This window comes from Micromonospora sp. WMMD961, from assembly GCF_029626145.1.
Taxonomy (GTDB): domain Bacteria; phylum Actinomycetota; class Actinomycetes; order Mycobacteriales; family Micromonosporaceae; genus Micromonospora.
On the sequence record NZ_JARUBJ010000002.1, the window covers coordinates 113719 to 133856 of the forward strand.

At 69.8% G+C, this 20138-nt stretch carries 15 protein-coding genes; 4 read left to right on the top strand and 11 right to left on the bottom strand.

The annotated features are described in order from the left end of the window. Position 1: 1 nt before the first annotated feature. The 9 genes from O7614_RS00620 to O7614_RS00660 form a co-directional block, all read right to left on the bottom strand. The gene (locus tag O7614_RS00620; RefSeq protein ID WP_278136558.1) at positions 2-979 is read right to left on the bottom strand and encodes a DUF6177 family protein; all 978 of its coding nucleotides are present in this window, start codon (positions 977-979) and stop codon (positions 2-4) included. Then, complete coding sequence (locus tag O7614_RS00625; protein WP_278136559.1) at positions 964-1323, bottom strand: hypothetical protein; 360 nt, start codon at positions 1321-1323, stop codon at positions 964-966. Before O7614_RS00625 ends, O7614_RS00620 begins: the two co-directional genes overlap by 16 nt. Further along, a complete protein-coding gene (eccCa, locus tag O7614_RS00630; protein ID WP_278136560.1) occupies positions 1323-5282 on the bottom strand; it encodes a type VII secretion protein EccCa in 3960 nt (1319 codons plus the stop codon). Before eccCa ends, O7614_RS00625 begins: the two co-directional genes overlap by 1 nt. Positions 5283-5297: 15 nt before the next feature. Further along, positions 5298-6161 (bottom strand): hypothetical protein, encoded by an 864-nt coding sequence (locus O7614_RS00635; protein ID WP_278136561.1) that lies wholly within the window; start codon positions 6159-6161, stop codon positions 5298-5300. A 208-nt stretch (positions 6162-6369) separates the two neighbouring features. After that, complete coding sequence (gene eccD, locus O7614_RS00640) at positions 6370-7698, bottom strand: type VII secretion integral membrane protein EccD (protein WP_278136562.1); 1329 nt, start codon at positions 7696-7698, stop codon at positions 6370-6372. Next, on the bottom strand, positions 7695-7949 hold the full coding sequence (locus O7614_RS00645) for a hypothetical protein (RefSeq protein ID WP_278136563.1): 255 nt from the start codon (positions 7947-7949) through the stop codon (positions 7695-7697). Before O7614_RS00645 ends, eccD begins: the two co-directional genes overlap by 4 nt. A 156-nt stretch (positions 7950-8105) precedes the next feature. Then, positions 8106-9635, bottom strand: a complete 1530-nt coding sequence (locus O7614_RS00650) for a non-reducing end alpha-L-arabinofuranosidase family hydrolase (protein WP_278136564.1) — start codon at positions 9633-9635, stop codon at positions 8106-8108. Positions 9636-10003: 368 nt separating this feature from the next. Next, the gene (locus tag O7614_RS00655) at positions 10004-10543 is read right to left on the bottom strand and encodes a GNAT family protein (RefSeq protein ID WP_278136565.1); all 540 of its coding nucleotides are present in this window, start codon (positions 10541-10543) and stop codon (positions 10004-10006) included. A gap of 55 nt (positions 10544-10598) precedes the next feature. Then, on the bottom strand, positions 10599-11849 hold the full coding sequence (locus O7614_RS00660; RefSeq protein ID WP_278136566.1) for an MFS transporter: 1251 nt from the start codon (positions 11847-11849) through the stop codon (positions 10599-10601). 68 nt (positions 11850-11917) lie between these two features. Here O7614_RS00660 and O7614_RS00665 point away from each other — a divergent pair, with 68 nt between their 5' ends. The 4 genes from O7614_RS00665 (at position 11918) to O7614_RS00680 (ending at position 17520) form a co-directional block, all read left to right on the top strand. After that, a complete protein-coding gene (locus tag O7614_RS00665) occupies positions 11918-12955 on the top strand; it encodes a DUF5937 family protein (RefSeq protein ID WP_278136568.1) in 1038 nt (345 codons plus the stop codon). Positions 12956-13979: 1024 nt separating this feature from the next. Next, positions 13980-15431, top strand: a complete 1452-nt coding sequence (locus tag O7614_RS00670; RefSeq protein WP_278136569.1) for a tyrosine-type recombinase/integrase — start codon at positions 13980-13982, stop codon at positions 15429-15431. A 501-nt stretch (positions 15432-15932) separates the two neighbouring features. Next, positions 15933-16481, top strand: coding sequence for a sigma-70 family RNA polymerase sigma factor (locus tag O7614_RS00675; RefSeq protein WP_278136570.1), 549 nt, complete (start codon positions 15933-15935; stop codon positions 16479-16481). Between the two features lies 1 nt (position 16482). Next, positions 16483-17520 carry a CU044_5270 family protein gene (locus tag O7614_RS00680; RefSeq protein WP_278136571.1) on the top strand — a complete coding sequence of 346 codons (1038 nt, stop codon included), beginning with the start codon at positions 16483-16485 and terminating at the stop codon, positions 17518-17520. 67 nt (positions 17521-17587) lie between these two features. Here O7614_RS00680 and O7614_RS00685 read toward each other — a convergent pair whose 3' ends face one another. Both O7614_RS00685 and O7614_RS00690 read right to left on the bottom strand, forming a co-directional pair. After that, on the bottom strand, positions 17588-18151 hold the full coding sequence (locus O7614_RS00685; RefSeq protein ID WP_278136572.1) for a peptidase inhibitor family I36 protein: 564 nt from the start codon (positions 18149-18151) through the stop codon (positions 17588-17590). Positions 18152-19027: 876 nt separating this feature from the next. Beyond that, a complete protein-coding gene (locus O7614_RS00690; RefSeq protein WP_278136573.1) occupies positions 19028-20134 on the bottom strand; it encodes a site-specific integrase in 1107 nt (368 codons plus the stop codon). Positions 20135-20138 lie beyond the last annotated feature (4 nt).

Here is a 20138-nt window from a genome sequence, read left to right on the forward strand (position 1 = left end):
CTCAGCCGTTGCCCTGGCCGGCGGTGCTCAGGCCGTACCTGCGCAACACCGCGGTGAGGTTCTCGTACGGGGCGCCCGGCCCCCTGTCCACCCTGTACCACCACGCGCGGCGCGCGCCCCGGCCGAGCGCCCGACCCGGGACCGTCTCCGGCTCGGAGTCGAGCGCCTGTTCCTGACGGCCGACCAGGATGCCCAGCGGCAGCGCGGGGAGGCTCGGCGTGCTGGACCGTAGCCCGCGCGATCGGCCCGGGTGCACGGTCACGATCATGCTGCGCACTGTCGTCGCCAACTTCTCCGCGAGCGCCTCGACCGTCTCCTCGTCGACCTCCGACAGCGGAGGGCCGGCGATTCGGAGCTGTTCGCGGACGCCGACGTCGACCCGCTCGACCGTCAGGACCCCGAGCAGCGCCGAACGTTGCTCTCCGCCGACGATCGCCACGCTGGATGGTGCCGGTGCCCGCGTACGGCAGAACGACGTGAGCTCGCGGCGCGACCACCGCTCGGTCACCGGCTCGGCGACGCCCCAACCGACCGGGTCGTTGCCGGTGAGGGCGCGCACGGCGGCCTCGGTGCTGCCGCCGAGTTCCAGGGCCTCGGTGGCCGGGTGCAGCGTGACGATCTGGATCTCCAAGCCGCCGGACCAGGGTACGGCGGTCGGCAGCGGACCACCGGTAGGCGACCCGTTGGACGCCGAGAAGCATCGGCCGTCCCAGTGCAGAGGCAACCCGGTGAGCCCGTCGCGGTACTGGTCGCCGGCGCGCACCACCCACTGACCCTGGGCCTGCGCCAGCATCACTTCGAGCGGGTACGTGATGGAGCCGTCGGCCGGTGTGACGAGTTGGAGCAGCAACCCGTTGCGGACCGCGTCGACCGCCGCTTCGGCGAGCCAGGGTGAGAGGCCCACGACGACGCGGTGCTGGTGCAGGACGACGGCCCGGTCGGTGATCGTGTCGGTCGCGCCGGTCATCGGTTCGCCCATGTCAGTCCTCCCGTTATCGCTACCAGCGCGTCGGCGAAGCGGCGGGTGACCTCGGCGGCCCGCGGGTCGCCGTCGGGTGCCCGGCTCTCCACCCACCAGACCTGGCCTCCGAAGGAGTCGTCCAGCGTGACGCCGAGCAACCGTTCCGCCTCGCCCGGCACCTGTACCAGCCGCGCGGTCTCGACGGTCAGCAACAATCGACCGTCCGCCGGGTCGAACAACTGCACCAACCCGGCCGAATCCACAGTGTCCATCTTCAAGTCGGAACCGACCGCGACCAGGGCACCGAGCATCGTGGCAGCGTCGGGCTCCGAGCGGCACAGGGCCACCGCGTCGTACGTCATCAGTGCTCCTTGGTTTCGCCGAGGTACGCGGTCTGCGTCATGCGCGGGGCGTTACCTGGGCGGATGAGCTGCCCGCGCCCCACCGGTAGGACCGTTGGCCGCACCCCTGTGAACAGTTGGCCCTCGGTGCGGTCACCGGACATGAGCAGACTCAGACAACCGGCCTCGCGCACGGCCAGCGGGAACGGCTCGAACAGGCCGCGCGACGCACCGGCCACCCGGCGCGTCATCACCACGTGCAGCCCGGTATCACGCGCGGCCGCCACATACGGGACGAACGCGCCCAGCGGTTGGCTGGCCGACGCGGCGAGGATGTCGTAGTCGTCGATGAGCAGCACGATCCGTGGCCGTGCCAGGTCGGACGGCTGCCTCGTGGCCAGTTCCTTGCACACCGCCGCCGACAACTGCTGGGCGAGCGTCGCGTTGGTGGCGTAACCACCGAGGTAGGACTCCGGCACCACGTCGGCGAGCCCTCGGCGCGGGTCGAACACGGCGAACACCAACTCGTCGGACGTGTACTGCCCCATCAACTCCTCGGCTACGAGCCGCAACAGGTTCGTCTTACCGGTCCGGGGGTCACCGAGGACGAGGAAGTGTTGGTCTCGACCGAAGAGGTCGAGCACAGCGGGGGTGAAGTCACTCTCGAACCGGCCGAAGGGCACCACCCCGTGCCCGGCCGGGGCGGTGGCGAGATCGGTCAGCGGCAGCACCGCGGGGAGCACCCGCACGGGTGGCGGCAGCGGGCCCGACCACGATCCGCGTACCGACTCGGCCGCCGCGACCAGCCCGGCGGTCGCCGGATCCGGTTGGCCGTCGAGGCGCGGCAGGGCGACCTGGGCGAACAGCTTCCCGCTGGTCAGCGCCCGGCCGGCCTGGTCCGACGAGATGCCCCGGGCCAGCCTGCCGTCGATGCTGGACTCGGCGGGCTCGGTGAGCCGCAGCTCGATGCGGTTGGCGAAGGCGACCTGCTGCGCGGCGCGAACCTCGTTCCACCGCCGGGCGGTGCCGATCACGTGGATGCCGTACCGGCCGCCCCTGGCAAGCAGGTCGTGCACCTTGGGTTCGAGGCTCTCGAACTCGGCGTTGAGCTGGCCGTACCCGTCGATCAGCAGCACCACGTCGACACAGCCCACCTCCGCGCGTACGTGTTCGCCAGCGGCGCGCAGGTCGTCGATGGTGTCGAACTGGTGCTGGGTGTAGATCCGCTGGCGCTGCGCGAGCATGGCGTGCACCTCGTCGACGGTGCGGCGGATGCGCTCCCGGTCCTCGCGACTGGCGACGCCGCCGACGTGGGGCAACCCGACCAGGCCCGACAGCCCGTTGCCGAGCAGGTCGATGCCGTAGATGCCGACGTCGGTAGGGCGGTAGGTGGTGGCCAGTCCCAGCGCCAGGGTGCGCAGCGCGGTCGTCTTGCCGGTGCCGGGCCCACCGAGCACGAGTGCGTTGCCGCCACTGCTGGCCAGGTCGACCAGCCAGGGGCCCTGCCACTGACGGGCCGGATCGTCGAGGCGGCCGAGCGGCACCGGGAGCCCGTTGCCGGCCGACCCGGCGATCTCCAAGCGGAGCCCCTCCGGGGTGCTGCGGATCCCACCGGCCGCCTGGTCGAGGGTGAGGGCGGGCGGCAACGGCGGCAGCCAGATCGCCTGAACGCGCTGGTCACTCGTGGCCATCTGCTCGACCACTGTCGAGAGCAGCGTCGGGCCCGTGGTGCGCCTGGTCGCCTTCGGCTCCTCGGGTACGCCGTCGTCGGTGTCCCGGCGGACGGTGCCGATCACCGGCATCGGCTTCGCCATCGGGCCGACGATCGGGGCGAGTTCGGCGTCGGCTCCGTCGGTGAGCGGGCCGGAGACGTAGGCGGCCTTGAACCGCTGGTAGATCGAGACGTCGACCTTCAGATACCCGTTGCCGGGCAACGGAGGCAGTTGGAACGCGTCGACCGTGTCGAGGACGGTGCGCGACTCCATCTCGGTGAGCGTGCGCAGCCCGAGGCGGTAGGCCAGGTAGTTCTCCAGGCCGCGCATCTTGCCCTGCTCGACCCGTTGGCTGGACAGCAGCAGGTGCACACCGATCGACCGGCCGATCCGGCCGATCCGGAGGAACAGGTCGATGAACTCCGACTTGGCCGCGAGCAGCTCGCCGAACTCGTCGATGAGCACGAGCAGGTGCGGCAGCGGAGGCAGGGTGCTGCGCTCGCCCTGCACCGCGCGCAGCAGGTGGTACTCGACGATGTCGGTGACCTTTCCCGCGTCGGCGAGCAACTGCTGGCGCCGCTGCACCTCACCGTCGAGGCTGGTGTACATCCGTTCCACCAGCGCGGCGTCGGCGACCAGGTTGGTGATCAGCCCGGAGACGTGCGGCATCTCGGCGAACGGTGCGAACGTCGCACCACCCTTGTAGTCGACGAGCACCATCGCCAGCCGTTCGGGCGGGTGGCTCGCCGCCAGGGCGAGGACGAGCGTCCTCAGCAGCTCGCTCTTGCCCGACCCGGTGGCGCCGACACACAGCCCGTGCGGGCCCATGCCGAGCTGCGCGGATTCCTTCAGGTCGAGTAGCACCGGGCGGCCCACCGGGTCCACACCGATCGGTACGCGCAGGAAGTCCCGCTCGCCCCGGGGCCGCCACAGCGTGGCCAGGTCCAGGTTCGTGGGATCGGACAACCCCAGCAGGTCCTGGAAGTCGGCCGGCGGGGTGCCCGTGCCGTCGTCGTACGAGTCGGCCGACAGCCGCAGCGGTGCGATGGCACGGGCGAGGCCCTCCACCAATGGCACCGGCACCTCGTCGACAGTGCCGACCACGGTCATCGGCGGCGACGCGGTGAGATCCTCCAGCGCGAGCGCACCCCGGTCGATGGTGATCCGCCGGGAGATGTCGCCAGGCTCCTGCAGCCGGTCGGCGAGCAGGTGGACCACTGTGACACCGAGGCTCCCGAGACCGACGAACTGGTCGGGGCTCGCCAACGCGCGGGCAACCTCGCCGTGGGCGTCGTCGATGACCAGCAGCCGCGACCGGGTGCGGGCCTCGGCACGTCCGGCGTTGTGGCGGAACGACTTGAGCGCGTTCGTGGCCCGCTCCTCCAGGTCCGCGGCGAGGAGTTCGGCGAGCGTCTCGGGGGTGGTGACCAGCAGCGGGGTGGGGCCGGTCGGGCCGATCGAGGTCCGGTCCAGCAGGTGCGGCAGCCAACGCGCCCACCGCCAGGTCGTCGCCCGCTCCGGCGTGGTGACGATCGCGAGCGTCACGTCGTCAGGGGCATGGAACGCGGCGACCTGGACGAGGATCGCGCTGGCAAGGGCGACCACCTCGTCGTAGTCCGGCGAGATCACGCTGACGTCGCCGGCGCAGTCCAGGTCGACCCGGACCGGCAGCCCCGGCGTCAGTTCGAAGCGGCGCATCAGCGACTGCGCCTCGTGGCGCATGAAGGGGTCGAGCGGGTTGGTCGGTGTGCTCTGCTCACGCAGTTGCATCGGCCGGACGGGTAGCGCACCCATGCCTACCCGTACCCGCAGGAAGTCGATGTCCGCGCGGCGGCGTTCCCAGAGTCGCGCCGGGCTGCGGATCACGTCGAGCAGCCGGCTGACCGGCGGGTCGAGCACTGTCGCCTGTTCCTGGAGGCGTTGCTCGTCCTCGCGTAGCTGCTCGCGTAGCTCTTCCAGGTAGTCCTGGTACCGCTCGCGCTGGACCCGGCGCTGCCGACCGGCCTTACCGAGCTGGGTGAGGTACATCGCCCCGGCCGCCGCCAGCGCGACGACCATGACCACCGCGCCCAGCGCCGCGAAGCCGGAGCCCCGCAGGAACATCATCATGCTCATCGCCACGCCCGCGCCAGCCATCGGCAGCAGCGCCTGGAGCCCCACCGCGGATCGCCCGTCGGGCAGCTGCGGTGGGGCGTCCAGCACAAGCGGTTCCATGGTGGACGCCGGGCGGGCGACCCGGGTGGGGCGGTGCACCATACGCGTCGACATCAGGGCGTCCTCCGGTCACATCCGCCGGGCCGTGGCCAGCGCCAGGCCGGCCGCACGGGTCGCCTCGACAAGCGTCGCCTCGCCGATCTGCGACGGCGTGATGAGCGCCCCGGCCGCCAGGTGACGGTCGTAGGGCAGCACCACCACCGGCACGCCGGTGTGTTCGATCAGCTCGCGGGCGGCGTCACCGAGGAGCGCGTCGCGGCCGTCGGGGTTGCTGGTGCTCAGGACGACCACCACCCGCGCCAGCCACGACCCGTACCCGCCGTCGATGATCCGGCGCAACGCCTGGTAGGTGGCCCGGACCCCGTCCGGCGTTCCCGCGGCGACGAGCACCACCGAATGCGCGTCGGCCATGGCCGCCGCGGCGGTGCGGGACTCCAGGCCGGGCGGGCAGTCGACGACGGCGACCGCGAAGAGCCGCGACAGCGCCCGGGTCACCTCGCTGCACAGCGTCGGGTTCGCGGTGCCACTCGGCAACACCCACAGGCCCGTTCCGGTACGCGGAAGCAGCGGCTCAAGCGCGCGGAGGTCGCCACCCCGGGCGGCGATCAGGTCGGGCGCCAGCCGTTCCAGGGGCGGTTCGCCCGGCGCGCCGAGTCGCCAGGTCAGTGAGCCCTCGTACGGGTCGGCGTCGGCGGCGAGCACCGGATCGGCCCGTCGCGCAGCGAAGACCGACGCCAGCACCGCTGCCACAGTGGTCTTTCCCGCCCCGCCGTGCACGGATGCCACCGCGATACGCCGACCGGTGTGGACCGGCACCTGCACCTCGGCCGCGAGGTCGGCGAGCTCCCTGGTCGCCCGGCCACTGCTGAACATTCGGCTGGCGCTGCGCCACAGTCGCCGCAGTGCCGGGTCGCCGGGGCGGATGCGCCGCACGAGCGCGAGGTCGTCCGGCTCCGACCTCGCAGGTTCGCCGGGCGCCCGTGGTGTCGGAGCCGGACGGGGTGGCGTCGACGCCGGCTGCCGGGGGGCCGCAGCCGGGGTGGCCGAGCCTCCCGGCACCCGCCGCTGCGGGGGGTGCGGTCCGTGCCCCCCGGAATGGGTCGGCCCGGGAACCGGTGGAGCACTCATGCCACCGCCTCAATCAGAACGTGTTGAGAAGTCGCGAGTAGAGCCCGAACACCCCGACCGCGACGGGGACCAGTGCCATCACGGTCAGCGCCTCGACGCGGTCGGCGTACTGCCGGGCTCGCGCCAGGGCGTGCGGCGGCGGCCGGTAGGCCAGGATCACGAGGGTCACCGCGCAGAACGCCAGCGCCACCAGCGCCGGGCCCCACCACACACCGGGAGCGTCCCGTGCCCAGCGCGCCAGCAGTCCGCCCGCGATCACCAACGCCCCAGCCACCAGCCCCGCCACCTCGACGGTCAGCGGGAACGCCCGCATCCGCAGCAGCAGGGCGGTGGCCACCAGGGCCGCCAGCACCAGCGCCCAGGGGCCTGCCGCAGCGGCCAGCACGAGGCCACCGAGCGACGCCGACGCCGTCGTCGCCAGCGTCGCCACCGCCAGTCCGCGGTGCGCGGAGTCGACCGCGGCCAACACCGCGACCCGGCTCACCGCCTCGTCGTTGCTCCGCCGGTCGTCGAGGCGGGTGAGCCCGGACGCGATCATCGCGAGCCGGGGTAGCAGCCCCAGCAGCCCCACCGACACGATCGACAGCACCGCCGCGACGCGCTCGGCGGGCACGGCGAATGCCAGGGGTACGCCCCAGCCGGCGACCAGGATCAGCAGCGTTCCGCCACCGAGGACGCCAGCCCGGCGGTTGCCCGTCACCGCACCCACGGCGAGCACGATGCAGCCGGCGCCGATGGCCCAGAGCGCCCAGCGCAGGGTGCTGCCGCTCGCCAACCCGGGCACCATGCTCATCGTCGTGGCGGCACCGCTGAGCAGGACGGCGATGCCGACAGCCCGCCTGCCCACCAGCCCGACGAGGAGGCCGGCGAGCGCGACCACACCCCCGATGACGCTGACCGCGACGGGACCCAGTCGCGGGGCGGCGAGGACCGCCGCCATCCCGGCGGCGACCAGGCACACAGCCGTGGCGGTCCACATCCGCGGAGTCGTGCCCCATCGCCCCTGCCTGCGGGCGAGATCGTCGCCGAGTTCGTCGGCGACGTCGTGCACGATCGCCGCCGGCGGCGCCTCGGAGATCGGGTCGACCCGCAGCATCGCGCCGTCACTGACGGCCGCCTGCCGCAGGCTCCCGGCCGGATCGAGCACCGTGCCGTCGAGGGTGCTGATCTGGTAGCCCCGGGAATCGTCCATCGGCTGGTGCCCGACCATGGCGACGATTTCGGGCAACATCAGACCGAGCGGCTCGTCGGCTGGCAGCACGAGGTCGATCTGACGGCCCGCCCCAGCCAGCGTCACCCGGCTGAGCTGACCTGCGGCGGTGGAAGGCTGCGTCTGGGTCATCTGAGCCCCTCCGACTGGGCCGGTGGCGGGTTGCGTGCCTTCTGCTGGTCGGCGATGACGCCCTGAAGGAAGGACCAGCCGACACAACCCGCGCAGGCCACGGCCGCCAACACGAGCCCGATCCGCAACCAGCGGAACCCGTCGCCGGTGGCACGGACGCGACGCTGCCTGCCCCACAGCAGCAGCTCACGCATTCGGGCGCGGCGGACCGCGACCGACTCGATGAGCTGGGTGTCGTATTCACGGGCCACGGCCCGATTCTATCCACGATCGCTAATCCAACGGGGGTGACGATCGGGTGGCGGCGCCGCGCCCAACTGGTCGTTTCTCGTGAACGGGCCCGCGACGGAGTCTCCGTCGCGGGCCCGTTTTCCACGGATCAGCGTCGCACTGTCACCAGGCCCGGCTCAGCGCTGCAGGGTCAACAGACCCGGCCGGTACGGCAGCAGACCGTAGTCACCGCCGGAACTGGGGGAACGACCCTGGTAGAGCAGTTGCAGATTGCAGGCGTTCACGGTCATCGTCTGGTCCGCGCTGGTGCGCAGCAGCTCACCGTGGCTGATGTCGTTGGTCCAGGTCGCACCACTGTTGGCCTTGCCCGCGAACGGGTTGCTCTCACTGGTCGCCTGCGGCGTCCACGACCCACCCAGGCTGCTCGCCGTGAACGACCGGAAGTACCGGCCCTGCGACCCGATCGCCTCCACGATCATCAGGTACTTGTTCAACCCCTGCAGCTTGTACACCTGCACCGCCTCGAACAGGTTGTTCGTGGTGTCGGTCATGATCGTCGTGTAGTTCGACCCGAAGCTGCCCGGGAAGTTCCCGATCGGCATGCTCGCCCGGTAGATCCGACCGTTGTCCCCGGCGAAGAACAGATACATGTTCTGGTCGTCACCGATCACCGCCTGATCGATCGGACCGGTACCCGAGTTGGAGATACTGCCACTGAACAACGTCTGCGGCGACGACCAACCATTCGGGTTCGTCGGATCAGTCGAGGTCCGGTACGAGAACGCCGGCCCACCCCACTGATACGCCAACACCCAGATGTTACGCGGCGCGAAATAGAACAACGACGGCGCGACAGTCCCCGAATTCATCGCGTTCTGACTCGCCGAAGCCATCTGCGAGTAGTTCGTGAACAGGCCGAAGTTCATCGAACCCCAGCTCGACCCGAAGTCGTGCGTGGTGGCGTACACGAGCTGCTGACCGTTGTACGGGGCGACGGTGAAGTCCTTCAACGACACCCAACCCGACCTCGGCTGCGCCAACGCACCAGTCGACGACCACCGGTACGACGAGGGAAGGTCACAGGTGCCGGTGGGCGGTGGCGTGGTGGTGGGGGGCGGGTTGCTCCCACCGTCGACGCGGACGAGCTGCCACTGCTGGTTGGCGCCGTTCCAGTCGTCGTACTGCACGATGTTGCCGCCGTCGGCGGTCGAGGCGCCCTGCACCTCCATCACCTTGTTGCTGTTCCGGCTGATCAACCGGACATAGCCGCTGTCCGAATCAGCCAACCGGAACTGCTGGTTGGTGCCGTTGTTGTCGGACCACTGCACGATCGCCGCACCGTTGGCGGTCGAGCGCTGGTAGACGTCCAGCACCTTGCCCGACAGCCGCGACTTCAACCGGTAATAGCCACCGCCGGAGTCCACGAACTGCCACTGCTGCTGGTTACCGTTGTTGCGCGCCCACTGGGTGATCCGCGCGCCGTCGTTCGTCGCCAGGTTGTACACGTCCAGGGCCTTGCCGCTGTTGCGGTTCACCAACACGTACCACGCGCTGGTGTCGACAGTCGCTGCGGCGGCGGGTGACGACACCACCGTCACGGCGACACCGCCGACCAGAACCGCAGCCGCACCGGCGGCGAGGATGCGGGGCAACCACCATCGCCGCCGCGGTGGCGCGATCGATGGAGACCTATCAAGGGCAGACATGATCCTCCTTCAGTGACCACAAGCCGAACGGTCTGCCCGAGATGGGCGTACCGCGACACGTGCCCGGGCGCATGCGTCGGAGGAGTTAGCGCTAACAAGCCGCCTACATGCCCTGGTGCACGCCTGATTCGAGGTCGACGAAGCAGGCTCGCCCGGTAAGCCGTGGTGTCGTCGCCCTTAGGCATCGACTGTGAGCGATAACATGCCGTTCGTCAAGACGTAACGTGCTGGGAACATCGACCGATGCCACGCCGCCGTCGGTAAACCGGCCCGTCGTCCACTACCAACGGCAGACCACCGCCCGACAGCACCCCTCGGGACCGCCTTCGTTGGCGCTAACATCGATGCTCGGCCATGGATCTGAGAGCTTACGCGGATGGTGCGACCGGCAACCGCATGCCGAGCCACTGCTCGGCGCCCCATGCCTCGAACCGCTCCACCTCGGAGAACCCCAACTTCGCCGCGAGCCGCATCGAGCCGGCGTTGGCGGTCTGGGTGGTGAGCACCACCGGCTCACCGGGCAGGACGCCGTCGAACCAGCCAAGTGCCGCCGCGCACGCCTCGGCGGCGTACCCGAAGCCCCACGCTTGCGGCACGAACAGGTAACCCAGATCGGCCTTCCCGACGGCGGCCGGCCGACGGTGCTCCATTGCTCTACGGAGCAGGATCTGACCGATCATCGCCCCGTCGAGATCAACGACGAAGCTCCCGGACCACCGCTCGGGCACCCCGGGTAGCTCGCGCTCAAGCTCGGCACGCGGCCGAGGACCGCCGAGGTAGGTATGCACCTCGGGCGACGCCAACAGGTCGATGAACGCCGTCCGGTCCCGGGCCTCGGACTCACGGAGCACAAGCCTCTCGGTCCGGATCGGCTTCGGCGGCCAAGCGACGGTTCCGAGGTCGATCATGTCGGCCAGCTAATCATCAGACTCCACCAGCGACCAAGACTCTGCGCGGGCTGCTTCACCGTGGCGCGGCAGCAACCGGTTGCGGTTCTGCTGGGCCGGTCGGCAGTACCACCATCGTGCGCAGCGGCGAGAGGAAAATCGGTATCCAGGCGACGGCCATGCCGACGGTGCCGCACCAGAGCGCAGCGCGCAGCGACACGTACTCCCCGACGAAACCGGCCAGCACCGAGCCGATCGGCAGCGCCCCGGAGAGCACGAAACGCATGGTGGCGTTCATCCGGCCCAGCATCCGGTCCGGGGTGATGGTCTGCCGGAAGCTGACCAGCAGGACGTTGTCGATCGACGCCTTCGCCATCATCAAAAGGTAGGCCACGGCGGCGACCCACAGCCAGACGCCCCGGTCGGCGAAGGGCAGCAGCAGGTAGACGGGTGCCACTGTCGTCGCGGCGACGATGAGGGTCCGCCCGTAGCCGAAACGCAGCGAGAGTCGCCGGGCGGCCATCGTGCCCAGGACCGCGCCCACGCCGCCCACGGCGAAGAAGACGCCGACCAGCCCTTCCGGCAACCGCAACTCCCGGACGATCAGCAGCGGAACGATGACGACGATGACAGTGGAGGCCAGGTTCACCAGCGCCCCCGATGCGGCGACGGCACGCAGGGCGGGCTGTCCGGCGACGTACCGCAGACCCTCACCGATCTCCCGCCGCAGATGCCGGGACCCGTCGGGTACGACAGGTGCCGGCTCCGGGCGGCGGATCAGGCACAGGCAGAGAAACGACCACAGGTACGTGACCGCGTCGACGGCGATGGCCACCGGCGCGGTCAGTGCCTGGACGAGCGCGCCGCCGGCCCCTCGGCCGACGATCCGGGAGACCGCCTCGGTGCCGGCGAGGCGGGCGTTACCGATCACCAGGTGCTCGCGTCCCACGACCGCCGGCAGATAGCTCTGCGCCGCCACGTCCGAGAAGACCCTGCCCGCGCCCACCAGGAAGGCGACGACGAAGAGTTGGGTCATCGTGAGGATCCCCCACCACCACGCCAGCGGCACCCAGGCCAGCAGCAGGAACCGGACGAGATCGGCGGCGAGCAGGACGGGACGCCGACGCATCCGGTCGACCCAGACACCGGCGGGCAGGCCGATCAACAGGAACGCCGCAGTGGTGGCGGCGTTCAGCAAGCCCACCTGCTCCGGGCCGGCCTGCAGCGCCACGACCGCCGCCAGAGGGAAGGCGATGTAGCTGATCTCGCTGCCGAGCCGACTCACCGCCGTACTCGCGAAGAGCAGCTCGAAGTCCCTATTCGCCATGCCGAGAGGATGCTGCGACACGACCTTCAGCTCGATAGATTTAGACCAGGCTAAATCCCAGGAGGGCGATGCTCACCATCGGGTTCTCGGCGTACGACCTCGCGGTGATGCGGTTCGCGTTCTCACCGATGCAGGAGATCGTCGCCAGCGTCCGCGTGCTCAAGGATCCAGCGGCGCACGCCCTGCACGTGCCGTGGGTCAAACAGGTGGCACCCCGGGTGGCCGCGGCAGCGGGTGCCTTCGACCTGCTGTTCGCCCTGGTTCCGGTGCCGAGCTGGTACATCCCCGACTTCGTCACTCCACCCCCGACGACGCCGGTGCCCGACCTGCAGACCGAGCTGGCGGATCTCCGCCGCATCGCACCGCAGCGGGTGCGCACGGACCTGGATCGGTTGGCGACAATGCGGGACCCGGCGCCGCGGAGCCGACCCGCCGCGCGGGACAACGCCCAGGCGCACAGGGAGGATGCCGAGCTGCACGCCCTGTGGACCGACCCCGCCGAAGGGCTGGATCGCCTCGCCCGGCAGATGAACGACTACTGGCAACTGGCTGTCAGCAAGTACTGGCCGCGGTTGCGTAGCCTGCTGGAGGCCGACGTCGTGCACCGCGCCCGCCGCCTGGCCGACGGCGGCCCCACGAGCCTCTTCGCCGACCTGGCGTCATCCGTGAGCTGGCAGGACGACCAGCTCACGATCGTCCATCCACGCTTCGTCGGTCACCGCCAACTGGACGGCGAGGGACTGCTGCTCGTCCCGTCGGCATTCGTCTGGCCGACCGTCTTCACCAGCACGATGCCACAGTGGCAACCGACCCTGACCTACCCCGCCCGCGGCGTGGCGACACTGTGGGAGAAGCAGACCACCGCGGCCACCCCAGCGCTGGAACGGGTGATCGGACGGTCTCGCGCCCGACTGCTGCTGGAGCTGGACGCACCGGCCTCCACCACGGAACTGGCCTACCGCACCGGACTGACGCCCGGAGCCGTCTCGCAACACCTGAGCCTGCTGAGGTCGGCCGGCCTGGTGGGCGCGTCGCGCAGCGGACGGCTGGTGCTGTATTTCAGAACCGACGTGAGCGACAAGCTACTGACCGAGATTCGCGACTGACACCACCAACAACAAATCACTCTCAGTGATCGACTGTGTCCAGCACGACCCGTCCAACGATCCTCGTACGACGGGAACTGCCGATTCGGGATCGCAAGTACCGCATCGTGGCGGACGTCGGTGCGGCCGCCGGATCCCTGGTCGCCTACCGGAAACGGACACCCGATTCGGGACGAGAACAGGGGCCAGCGCGCCGCCGGCCGTAGGTCGAAGCGGTGGAGGCGCCATCACGTCAACCTCGATCACCCGGGGTTGGACGATACGGGCCTGAACAGGCGAGCAGCACCGAACAACCGGGCGCCCTCCACCAGACGGGAAAGTGGGCGCGAAAATGGCAAAGAAAAGGCCGCGACCTGTCCTTGCAGGTCACGGCCTTTCCGTCTGTGCGCCCGAAGGGACTCGAACCCCTAACCTTCTGATCCGTAGTCAGAATGTCGAAGCGCAGTCTTCTACAACTAGCACTCTACACAAAAGTCGTCCGACCGCAAGCCTTTCAGTCCGTTCGCATCCGGTTACGTCCGCCCAGGTCCACGCCCTGCACGGGAGACTCATCCGCAGCCGTCGATAGTCAGGTGGGCACCGCGCTTCCTGGCGGGTCCGGCTCCGCAGCGGTGCGTCCGCGTCAGTTCCCCGACGTCCGAGCAGCCACCGAGCAGCCACGATCGCACGCGTACGCAACCGTCGCCGGCACGCACCTCGTCCTGCGCAGGCAGGAGATGAACACTGCGGCCGGCATCGTCACATCGAGAGCTTGCACTCACGCCTCGAACGCATCCCCGCCCAGCTGCCAATGCCGCCGATAGCCATTGCTCCCATCAGCTTGCGTCCCGCGTCGCGCCGCACTCGCTCCGACTCGACTGCCTCGACCTGTATGGACCTATGATCCCGGACCCTCACTGCGCTCCGGCCCGGATTTACCCCATTCCATCCACACTCGGCGAATGCCGAGCATTTCGCAGGGAAACGGCCCTTCACCGCCTGCTGCTTCCCGACGATGAGCCCACACCACACCAAGGGAGAGACCATGAATAGTCAGGGCGTCATCGGGAAGCGGTGCGGGTGCGTCGACACGGCGACGGGCCGCCGCCGGGGTAGTTCCTGCCCGCGGTTGCCGGAGCGTGAGCACGGCAGTTGGTACTTCCACTGCTCCACACGTAACCTGATCGGCCAGGCCGAACGGATACGCCGAGGCGGATTTTCGTCGCAGGCGGCGGCCCGCCGGGCGCGGGATGAGTTGCTGGCGCTCTCACGGGAGGGGCAGGCAGGCCGGTCGTGGACGGTCACCCGCTGGTTGCGGTACTGGTTGTCGACCAGGACCCGGATCCGGCCGACCACACGGATGCACTACACCCGCGACATCGAGCAGTTCCTCATCCCGCACCTCGGGCAGCTGATCCTCGGGGACGTGACCTCGCGGCAGCTCAACGCCGCCTTCGCCGCGATCGCGGCCACCCGCACCCGTGCCGGGCAGCTGCGGTCCGCCTGCACTCTGCAGCACCTGCACACCACGCTACGGGCGGCGCTGACCGGCGCGGTCCGCGAAGGGCTGATCCGAGACAACCCGGCCCGGCGCGTCGAGTTACCCGCGCGCCCTCGCCCGCAGGCGCAGGTGTGGACCGAGGCTCGCGTCGCCCAGTGGCAGGCCAGCGGCGAGCGTCCCACGATCGCCGTGTGGACGCCGACGCAGCTGGCCAGCTTCCTCGACTACGTCCGCGACGACAGCCTGTTCGCTTTCTGGTGGCTGGTCGCCCTGCGGGGGCTGCGCCGCGGTGAGGCCGCCGGGCTGCGCTGGACCGAGGTCGACCTGCGCACCGGCCAACTGTCGGTGGTACGGCAGCGCACGACCGCCGGCTACGACGTCCACGAAGGGCCACCCAAGTCACAGGCCAGCCGCCGCACCGTGGCGCTGGACCAGCACACCGTGCGGGTGCTGCGCCAGCACCGCGAGCGGCAGCGCCAGCGACGCGCCGCGCGAATCGACGTTGGGAAGATGGGCCACGACAGTGGCTACGTGTTCACGGGTCCCGACGGGCTACCGATTCGTCCCGGCTACCTCACCCAACGCCTGCGGCTGCTGGTCGGCCGGGCCGGGCTGCCTCCGATCAGGCTGCACGACCTGCGGCACGGAGCCGCGACCCTCGCCCACGCCGCCGGCGCCGACCTCAAGACGGTTCAGGACCAGCTCGGGCACGCCACCATCCACCTGACCGCCGACACCTACACCAGCGTCCTACCCGACACCCAACGCCAAGCGGCCGAGGCCACCGTTCGCCTCGTCCTCGACGCCGCCACACCCGGCGACGAGATCCGCCGCCAAATCGAGCACAACAGGACACCACCGCAGGACCCGACCGCGGAAGAGCAGGCACCCTCAGCGCGTGGGTGCTGGCCGCGGTGGAAGCCGTCACGACCTACCGGGGAATCCGGGAGACGGACCTCGAAGCGGCGCCTCGGTCGCGTCCGCAAGCCACTCTGACGGTTCGGGGCGTGAGGGCCAAGCGCAAGAAGGCCACGATGTTGGCGGCCGGTTCCTCGAACAAGGCTGAGGGCCAGGGCAAGAGCGCCCAGGGAGCCAGTGATCGTCTTCTCCAGTGGAGACGCTGGTCGCTCGACTCACGCCTGAGAGGCACCCTCCAGCGACATACGGGTCTTCGCGTGCGACAGCAGCAACGCGGCGCTGGCTCGCACCGCCTCTTGTCCATCTTCCTGAACACGTAGATGTACGTCTCGGCATTGGTGACCGGGCTAGCGTGGCCGAGGTCGCGCTGGATCATCTTCAGGTCGACCCCGCCGCCGGCGCCACCCCCTCGGCCGGGTGCCGCAGGTCGTGCGACCGCACCGGCGGCAGCCCCAACCTGCATGGATCGGGCTCTGCCAGAAGCACGGATGACTGGCGAGGCGGCGCTATCGGGTGATTCGTTCATCGCTGAGTGTGACGCTGTGGCTGGTGCCGGACATAAACACGGTAGGAGGTGCCATGGACGTCGCGGAGAAGCAGTTCACCGAGTTGTACGAGCGTCATCACGGGGATGTGTGGCGGTACGTCGCTCGGCGGGTCGGCAGGTCGGACGTCGGTGATGTTGTTGCCGAGGTCTTTCTGGTGGCGTGGCGACGTCTGAGTGATGTTCCGGCGGGGTCGGCGTTGCCGTGGTTGTACGGGGTGGCTCGTCTGGTGCTGTCGAACGAGGCCAGGGGCCAGCGGCGGTGGCAGGAACTGGCGCTGCGTGTTGCGGCGGAGCCGGACCGGTCGATAAGTGTGGATCATGCGGACGAGGTGGTCAGCCAACGTGACGTCGCGGTGGCGTTCGGCCGGCTGTCCGCCGCGGATCAAGAGGTCTTGCGGCTGGTGGCTTGGGAGCGGCTGAGTGTCGCTGAGGCCGCAGTCGCTCTCGGCCAGTCCCGAGCGACGTGTGCGATGCGGCTGATGCGGGCTCGCCGCCGGCTTCGCATGCAACTGGGCGTGATGGGTGACGGGGCGCAGCGGGCAACGCGGGCGACGCCGTCGATGTCGAATTGGGGTGCATGAGATGAATGCCGTCAATGAGGTCCGCCAGTTGCTGGGCGGCCTGGATCCGGCACGAGACGTCCATCCGGCCGACGAGAATCGGCGCGTGCGGGACCTGGAGCGCATCCTTGCCTCTGACCGCGCTGTGGGCAGCGTCAGGTCACGTCTTCCGCGGCGCCGTCTCGTGGTGGCGGCAGCTGGCGCGGCGGTCCTGGCAGTGGCTGCTGGCGGGGTGGCGCTGGAGACGTTTCGGCAGCCGCAGCCAGCGTTCGCGGCGACACCCGCGATCCTCAACTACGGTCCACCCGCAACCGCGGAGCCGGCCAGCGCCAGGTTGCAGAGGCTGGCTGCGCTCGCGGCGGCGCAGCCGGTGCCGCAGCGCCCGGCGGGGACGGTGGAGTACCTGGAATCGGCGAACTGGTTCCTGAACTCGTCGATCTCCGGTGGCCGGACGACGTCCGCTGTGGTGCCGCAGCAGTGGCAGTCCTGGCGAACCGACGAAGACGCCGGGCGGATGGTCAAGAAGGACCTGCCGCCGACGTTCCGGACAGACGCCGACCGGCGAGAGTGGCAGCGGCAAGGTGGCCGCATCGGCTCCTCCGAGGAGGTGCGCGACTCCGCCACCGGCGGCTTCTACAGCCGCTTCCAAGGCCCGGTGCCAACGGACGCCGGGGTACTGCGGCAGTGGCTGACGGCCGGTGCCTCGGCGCATGAAGCGCCGGTGCAGTATCTGGAGGACGTCGCCGAGCTTGCCGGTGTGCGGTTGTTGAACCCGGCGCAGCGGGCTGCGGTGCTCCAGCTACTCGCCGACCTTCCGGGCGTCACGGTGACCGGGACCGTCACGGACCGGGCTGGGCGTCCCGGGGAGGCGTTCTCGATCGTGTCAGACGCTCATGGCCTGCCTGCCCAGTACACAGTGATTGTCGATCCCGGTACCGGCGCGCTGCTGGGGTATGAGGAGATGTTGACCACGACGGCGGGGAAGCTGAACGTGACGGTTCCTGCCGTGATCAGTTACCGGTCCTATCTAGTCGCCGAGTACGCCGCAATGCCGCGTTGACAGCGCTCGGGTGGGTGGCGTCTTCGACGCCACCCACCCGACGGTCGCTGCCGTTCAGCTCAGGGCGTCAGCCGTAGATGTCCTCGGCCCTGTCGTTGTAGCTGCCCAGGTTTCCCGAGGCGGAGCAGGCACCCATGTTGCGGTTGTCGCCGGCCCCATCGCCGAGGGTGCCGCTGTCGCTGCCCGAGCAACCGGTCCAGCCGCCGTCCTGGTTGTTGACCCACGAGGAGGTCTTGTCCTTGAACCCCCACTCGTCCAGGTCGTGCCAATACTCGTCGCTGAACTGGAGCTTGCGGCCGGCGAAGTTTGCGTGCTCGAAGATGCACAGCCAGTCGTTGTCGCAGCCGTAGTAGGCGAAAGTGCCGATGGGGCCGTCGGCGCCGAGCGACGCGCGAGGAGCCAGATCGGCGCTCGCCTCCGCGTCGGTGGCGTAGCAGCGCACCTCGGTGCGGGACAGGACGGCGCAGACCTGGGCGCCTTGCCAGCTCTTGGACAGGTCGATGGTGCGCCCCTGGAACGAGGCGGGCGATGGATCGCGCAGCGACGGGTTCGCGGTCGCCGGGCTCGCCAGTGCGGTCACGCCGAGAACGGCGACCGCCGTGCTGGCGAGTAGTCTGGTTCGTGTCCTCATGGAACCTCCTCTGGATAGGAATGAGGGCGATTGCGGCCGGGGTGTTGGCGCACCGCGGCTGCGAACTGTCCGTCTCTCCGACGGCTGGTTCCGTCGGAGAGGCGGACAACCTGCTGCCGAAGCTAGACCTCGCCAGTTGCTGGCGCGACCCCGTAACGCGGGTAGGCGAGGTTTGCTCCGAAGGTCGCAAATCGCACGTTGTGTGTTCGCTTCATCACCTTAATGTGATGGTGATTCGTGTCCAGCCCGGTGCAATCGCTCGCTGCTGAGCACTGCGGTCCCGTTGCCGTGACGCCGCCTAACCGCTCCCGAACCAGGTCCTAGCGATGCCGTGGAGCCCGCTCTGTCCGATGCGACAGAGCGGGCTCCATCCACACACACGGCTTATGTGGTCGCGACCCGCCGCAGCGACGACATGATCACCCTGATGATGGGCATCGCCCGCGCGGACGACCTGATCGCCGGTCTGCCGGCTGGGGCGTGGTGCCGGCTGTCGGCCGGCGCTGGCGCCCACGGTCCCGGGAGTACTGGGGGCGCGGGTGTCGGTGGGTATCGGCGGGCACGCTAGCCGAGGGCGCTGCCTGCTCGCGCGGCATACCACGGGAAAAATCGTCCGCCACGTCTGCTTTGGACCCCACCGCCCTTGCCTAGGCTAGGGGTGCTGGCCGAGGGCGTGCAGGCCATGTCCACCGCTTAACTCGATCTTGAGCTTGCGATCAACCATGCCTTGCCCACTCACACGGTCATGCACGAGTTCCGCTTCCTGAGGCTCCGGCGAGCCGGCTCCCGACATACGAGCGTCGAGCGGACGCCCGCGACAGCGGCAAGTCATTGCGGCCGCGGTCGGCGTTTGACAGCTAGTACTACCCGCTCGATTCACGCCTGGGAGGCACCCTGCAGGGACATCCGGATCTTCGCGTGCGACAGCAGCAGCGCGGCGCTGGCTCGCACCGCCTCCTTGGCCATCTTCTTGAACACGTAGATGTAGGTCTCCGCGGTGGTGACCGGGCTGGCGTGACCCATGTCGTGCTGGATCATCTTCAGGTCCACCCCGGCCGCCGAGGCCAGCCCGGCGGCTGCGTGCCGCAGATCGTGCAACCGCACCGGCGGCAGGCCCAACTGCTTGACCAGCTTCGCGAACCGGCGGGTCAGCCAGTCGGGCTGCACCGGCCGCCCATTGGCGTGGACGAACACCCGACCCGTCGGGCCAGCGCCGCCGTGACGGCGCCGCTGCTCGCGCCACAGCTCCCATAGCAACGCGACAGTGGCCTCGTCGAGGGCCAAGGTCCGCACCCCGGCTGCTGACTTGGGCGGGCCTATGTGCTCCCGCCCGCCGATGACGATGACCTGCTCCCGGATCGTCAACTCGCCCGCGGCGAGGTTGATGTCCTCCCAGCGCAGCCCCGCCATTTCTCCTCGGCGCGGGCCGCGCAGCGCCACCAGCCACCACAGCACGAACAGCGGATCGTCGCGCACCGCCTCCAGGAACCGCGCCAAGTTGTCCAAATCCCACACCGCGACCCGGGGACGCACGCCGGTCTCACGCCACACCGTCGCATGCTCGTCATCCCAGACGACAGCATGGGGACGCGCCCCGTTCGGCAGCCGTAGATCCCGGGCGGGATTGTGGCCGACGATGCCCTGCCGCCGCGCCTCCGACAGCGCGCTGCGCAGCACCGCGCGGACCCGGCTGACGCTTCCCGCCGAGATCAGCCGCCCGCCCCGCACGACCTGACGGCAGATCGCGTCCATGGCCCGCTGAACGGTCTTCACCCGCAGCTTGCTCAACCGATACATGCCCAGCTGCGGGATCAGGTACTTCTCCACGATGCTGCGGTAGTTGAGCACCGTCGTGGGCCTCAACCGGCCCTCCATCTCGGACAGCCAGAAGCGCAGCCAGCGTCGCACCGTCCACGTCCGCGCCACCGCCTCCGGGCCCGGCAACCGGGCCAACTCCCAGCAGGCCCGCTCCGCCTCAGCCAAGGTC

Excerpts from the sequence above, each read along its gene's own strand:
- O7614_RS00675 (WP_278136570.1), top strand. The coding sequence starts at position 15,933 with ATGGACGTCGCGGAGAAGCAGTTCACCGAGTTGTACGAGCGTCATCAC.
- O7614_RS00655 (WP_278136565.1), bottom strand. The coding sequence starts at position 10,543 with ATGATCGACCTCGGAACCGTCGCTTGGCCGCCGAAGCCGATCCGGACC.
- O7614_RS00665 (WP_278136568.1), top strand. The coding sequence starts at position 11,918 with ATGCTCACCATCGGGTTCTCGGCGTACGACCTCGCGGTGATGCGGTTC.
- O7614_RS00650 (WP_278136564.1), bottom strand. The coding sequence starts at position 9,635 with ATGTCTGCCCTTGATAGGTCTCCATCGATCGCGCCACCGCGGCGGCGA.
- O7614_RS00685 (WP_278136572.1), bottom strand. The coding sequence starts at position 18,151 with ATGAGGACACGAACCAGACTACTCGCCAGCACGGCGGTCGCCGTTCTC.
- O7614_RS00680 (WP_278136571.1), top strand. The coding sequence starts at position 16,483 with ATGAATGCCGTCAATGAGGTCCGCCAGTTGCTGGGCGGCCTGGATCCG.
- O7614_RS00620 (WP_278136558.1), bottom strand. The coding sequence starts at position 979 with ATGGGCGAACCGATGACCGGCGCGACCGACACGATCACCGACCGGGCC.
- eccCa (WP_278136560.1), bottom strand. The coding sequence starts at position 5,282 with ATGTCGACGCGTATGGTGCACCGCCCCACCCGGGTCGCCCGCCCGGCG.
- O7614_RS00670 (WP_278136569.1), top strand. The coding sequence starts at position 13,980 with ATGAATAGTCAGGGCGTCATCGGGAAGCGGTGCGGGTGCGTCGACACG.
- O7614_RS00660 (WP_278136566.1), bottom strand. The coding sequence starts at position 11,849 with ATGGCGAATAGGGACTTCGAGCTGCTCTTCGCGAGTACGGCGGTGAGT.
- O7614_RS00625 (WP_278136559.1), bottom strand. The coding sequence starts at position 1,323 with ATGACGTACGACGCGGTGGCCCTGTGCCGCTCGGAGCCCGACGCTGCC.
- eccD (WP_278136562.1), bottom strand. The coding sequence starts at position 7,698 with ATGACCCAGACGCAGCCTTCCACCGCCGCAGGTCAGCTCAGCCGGGTG.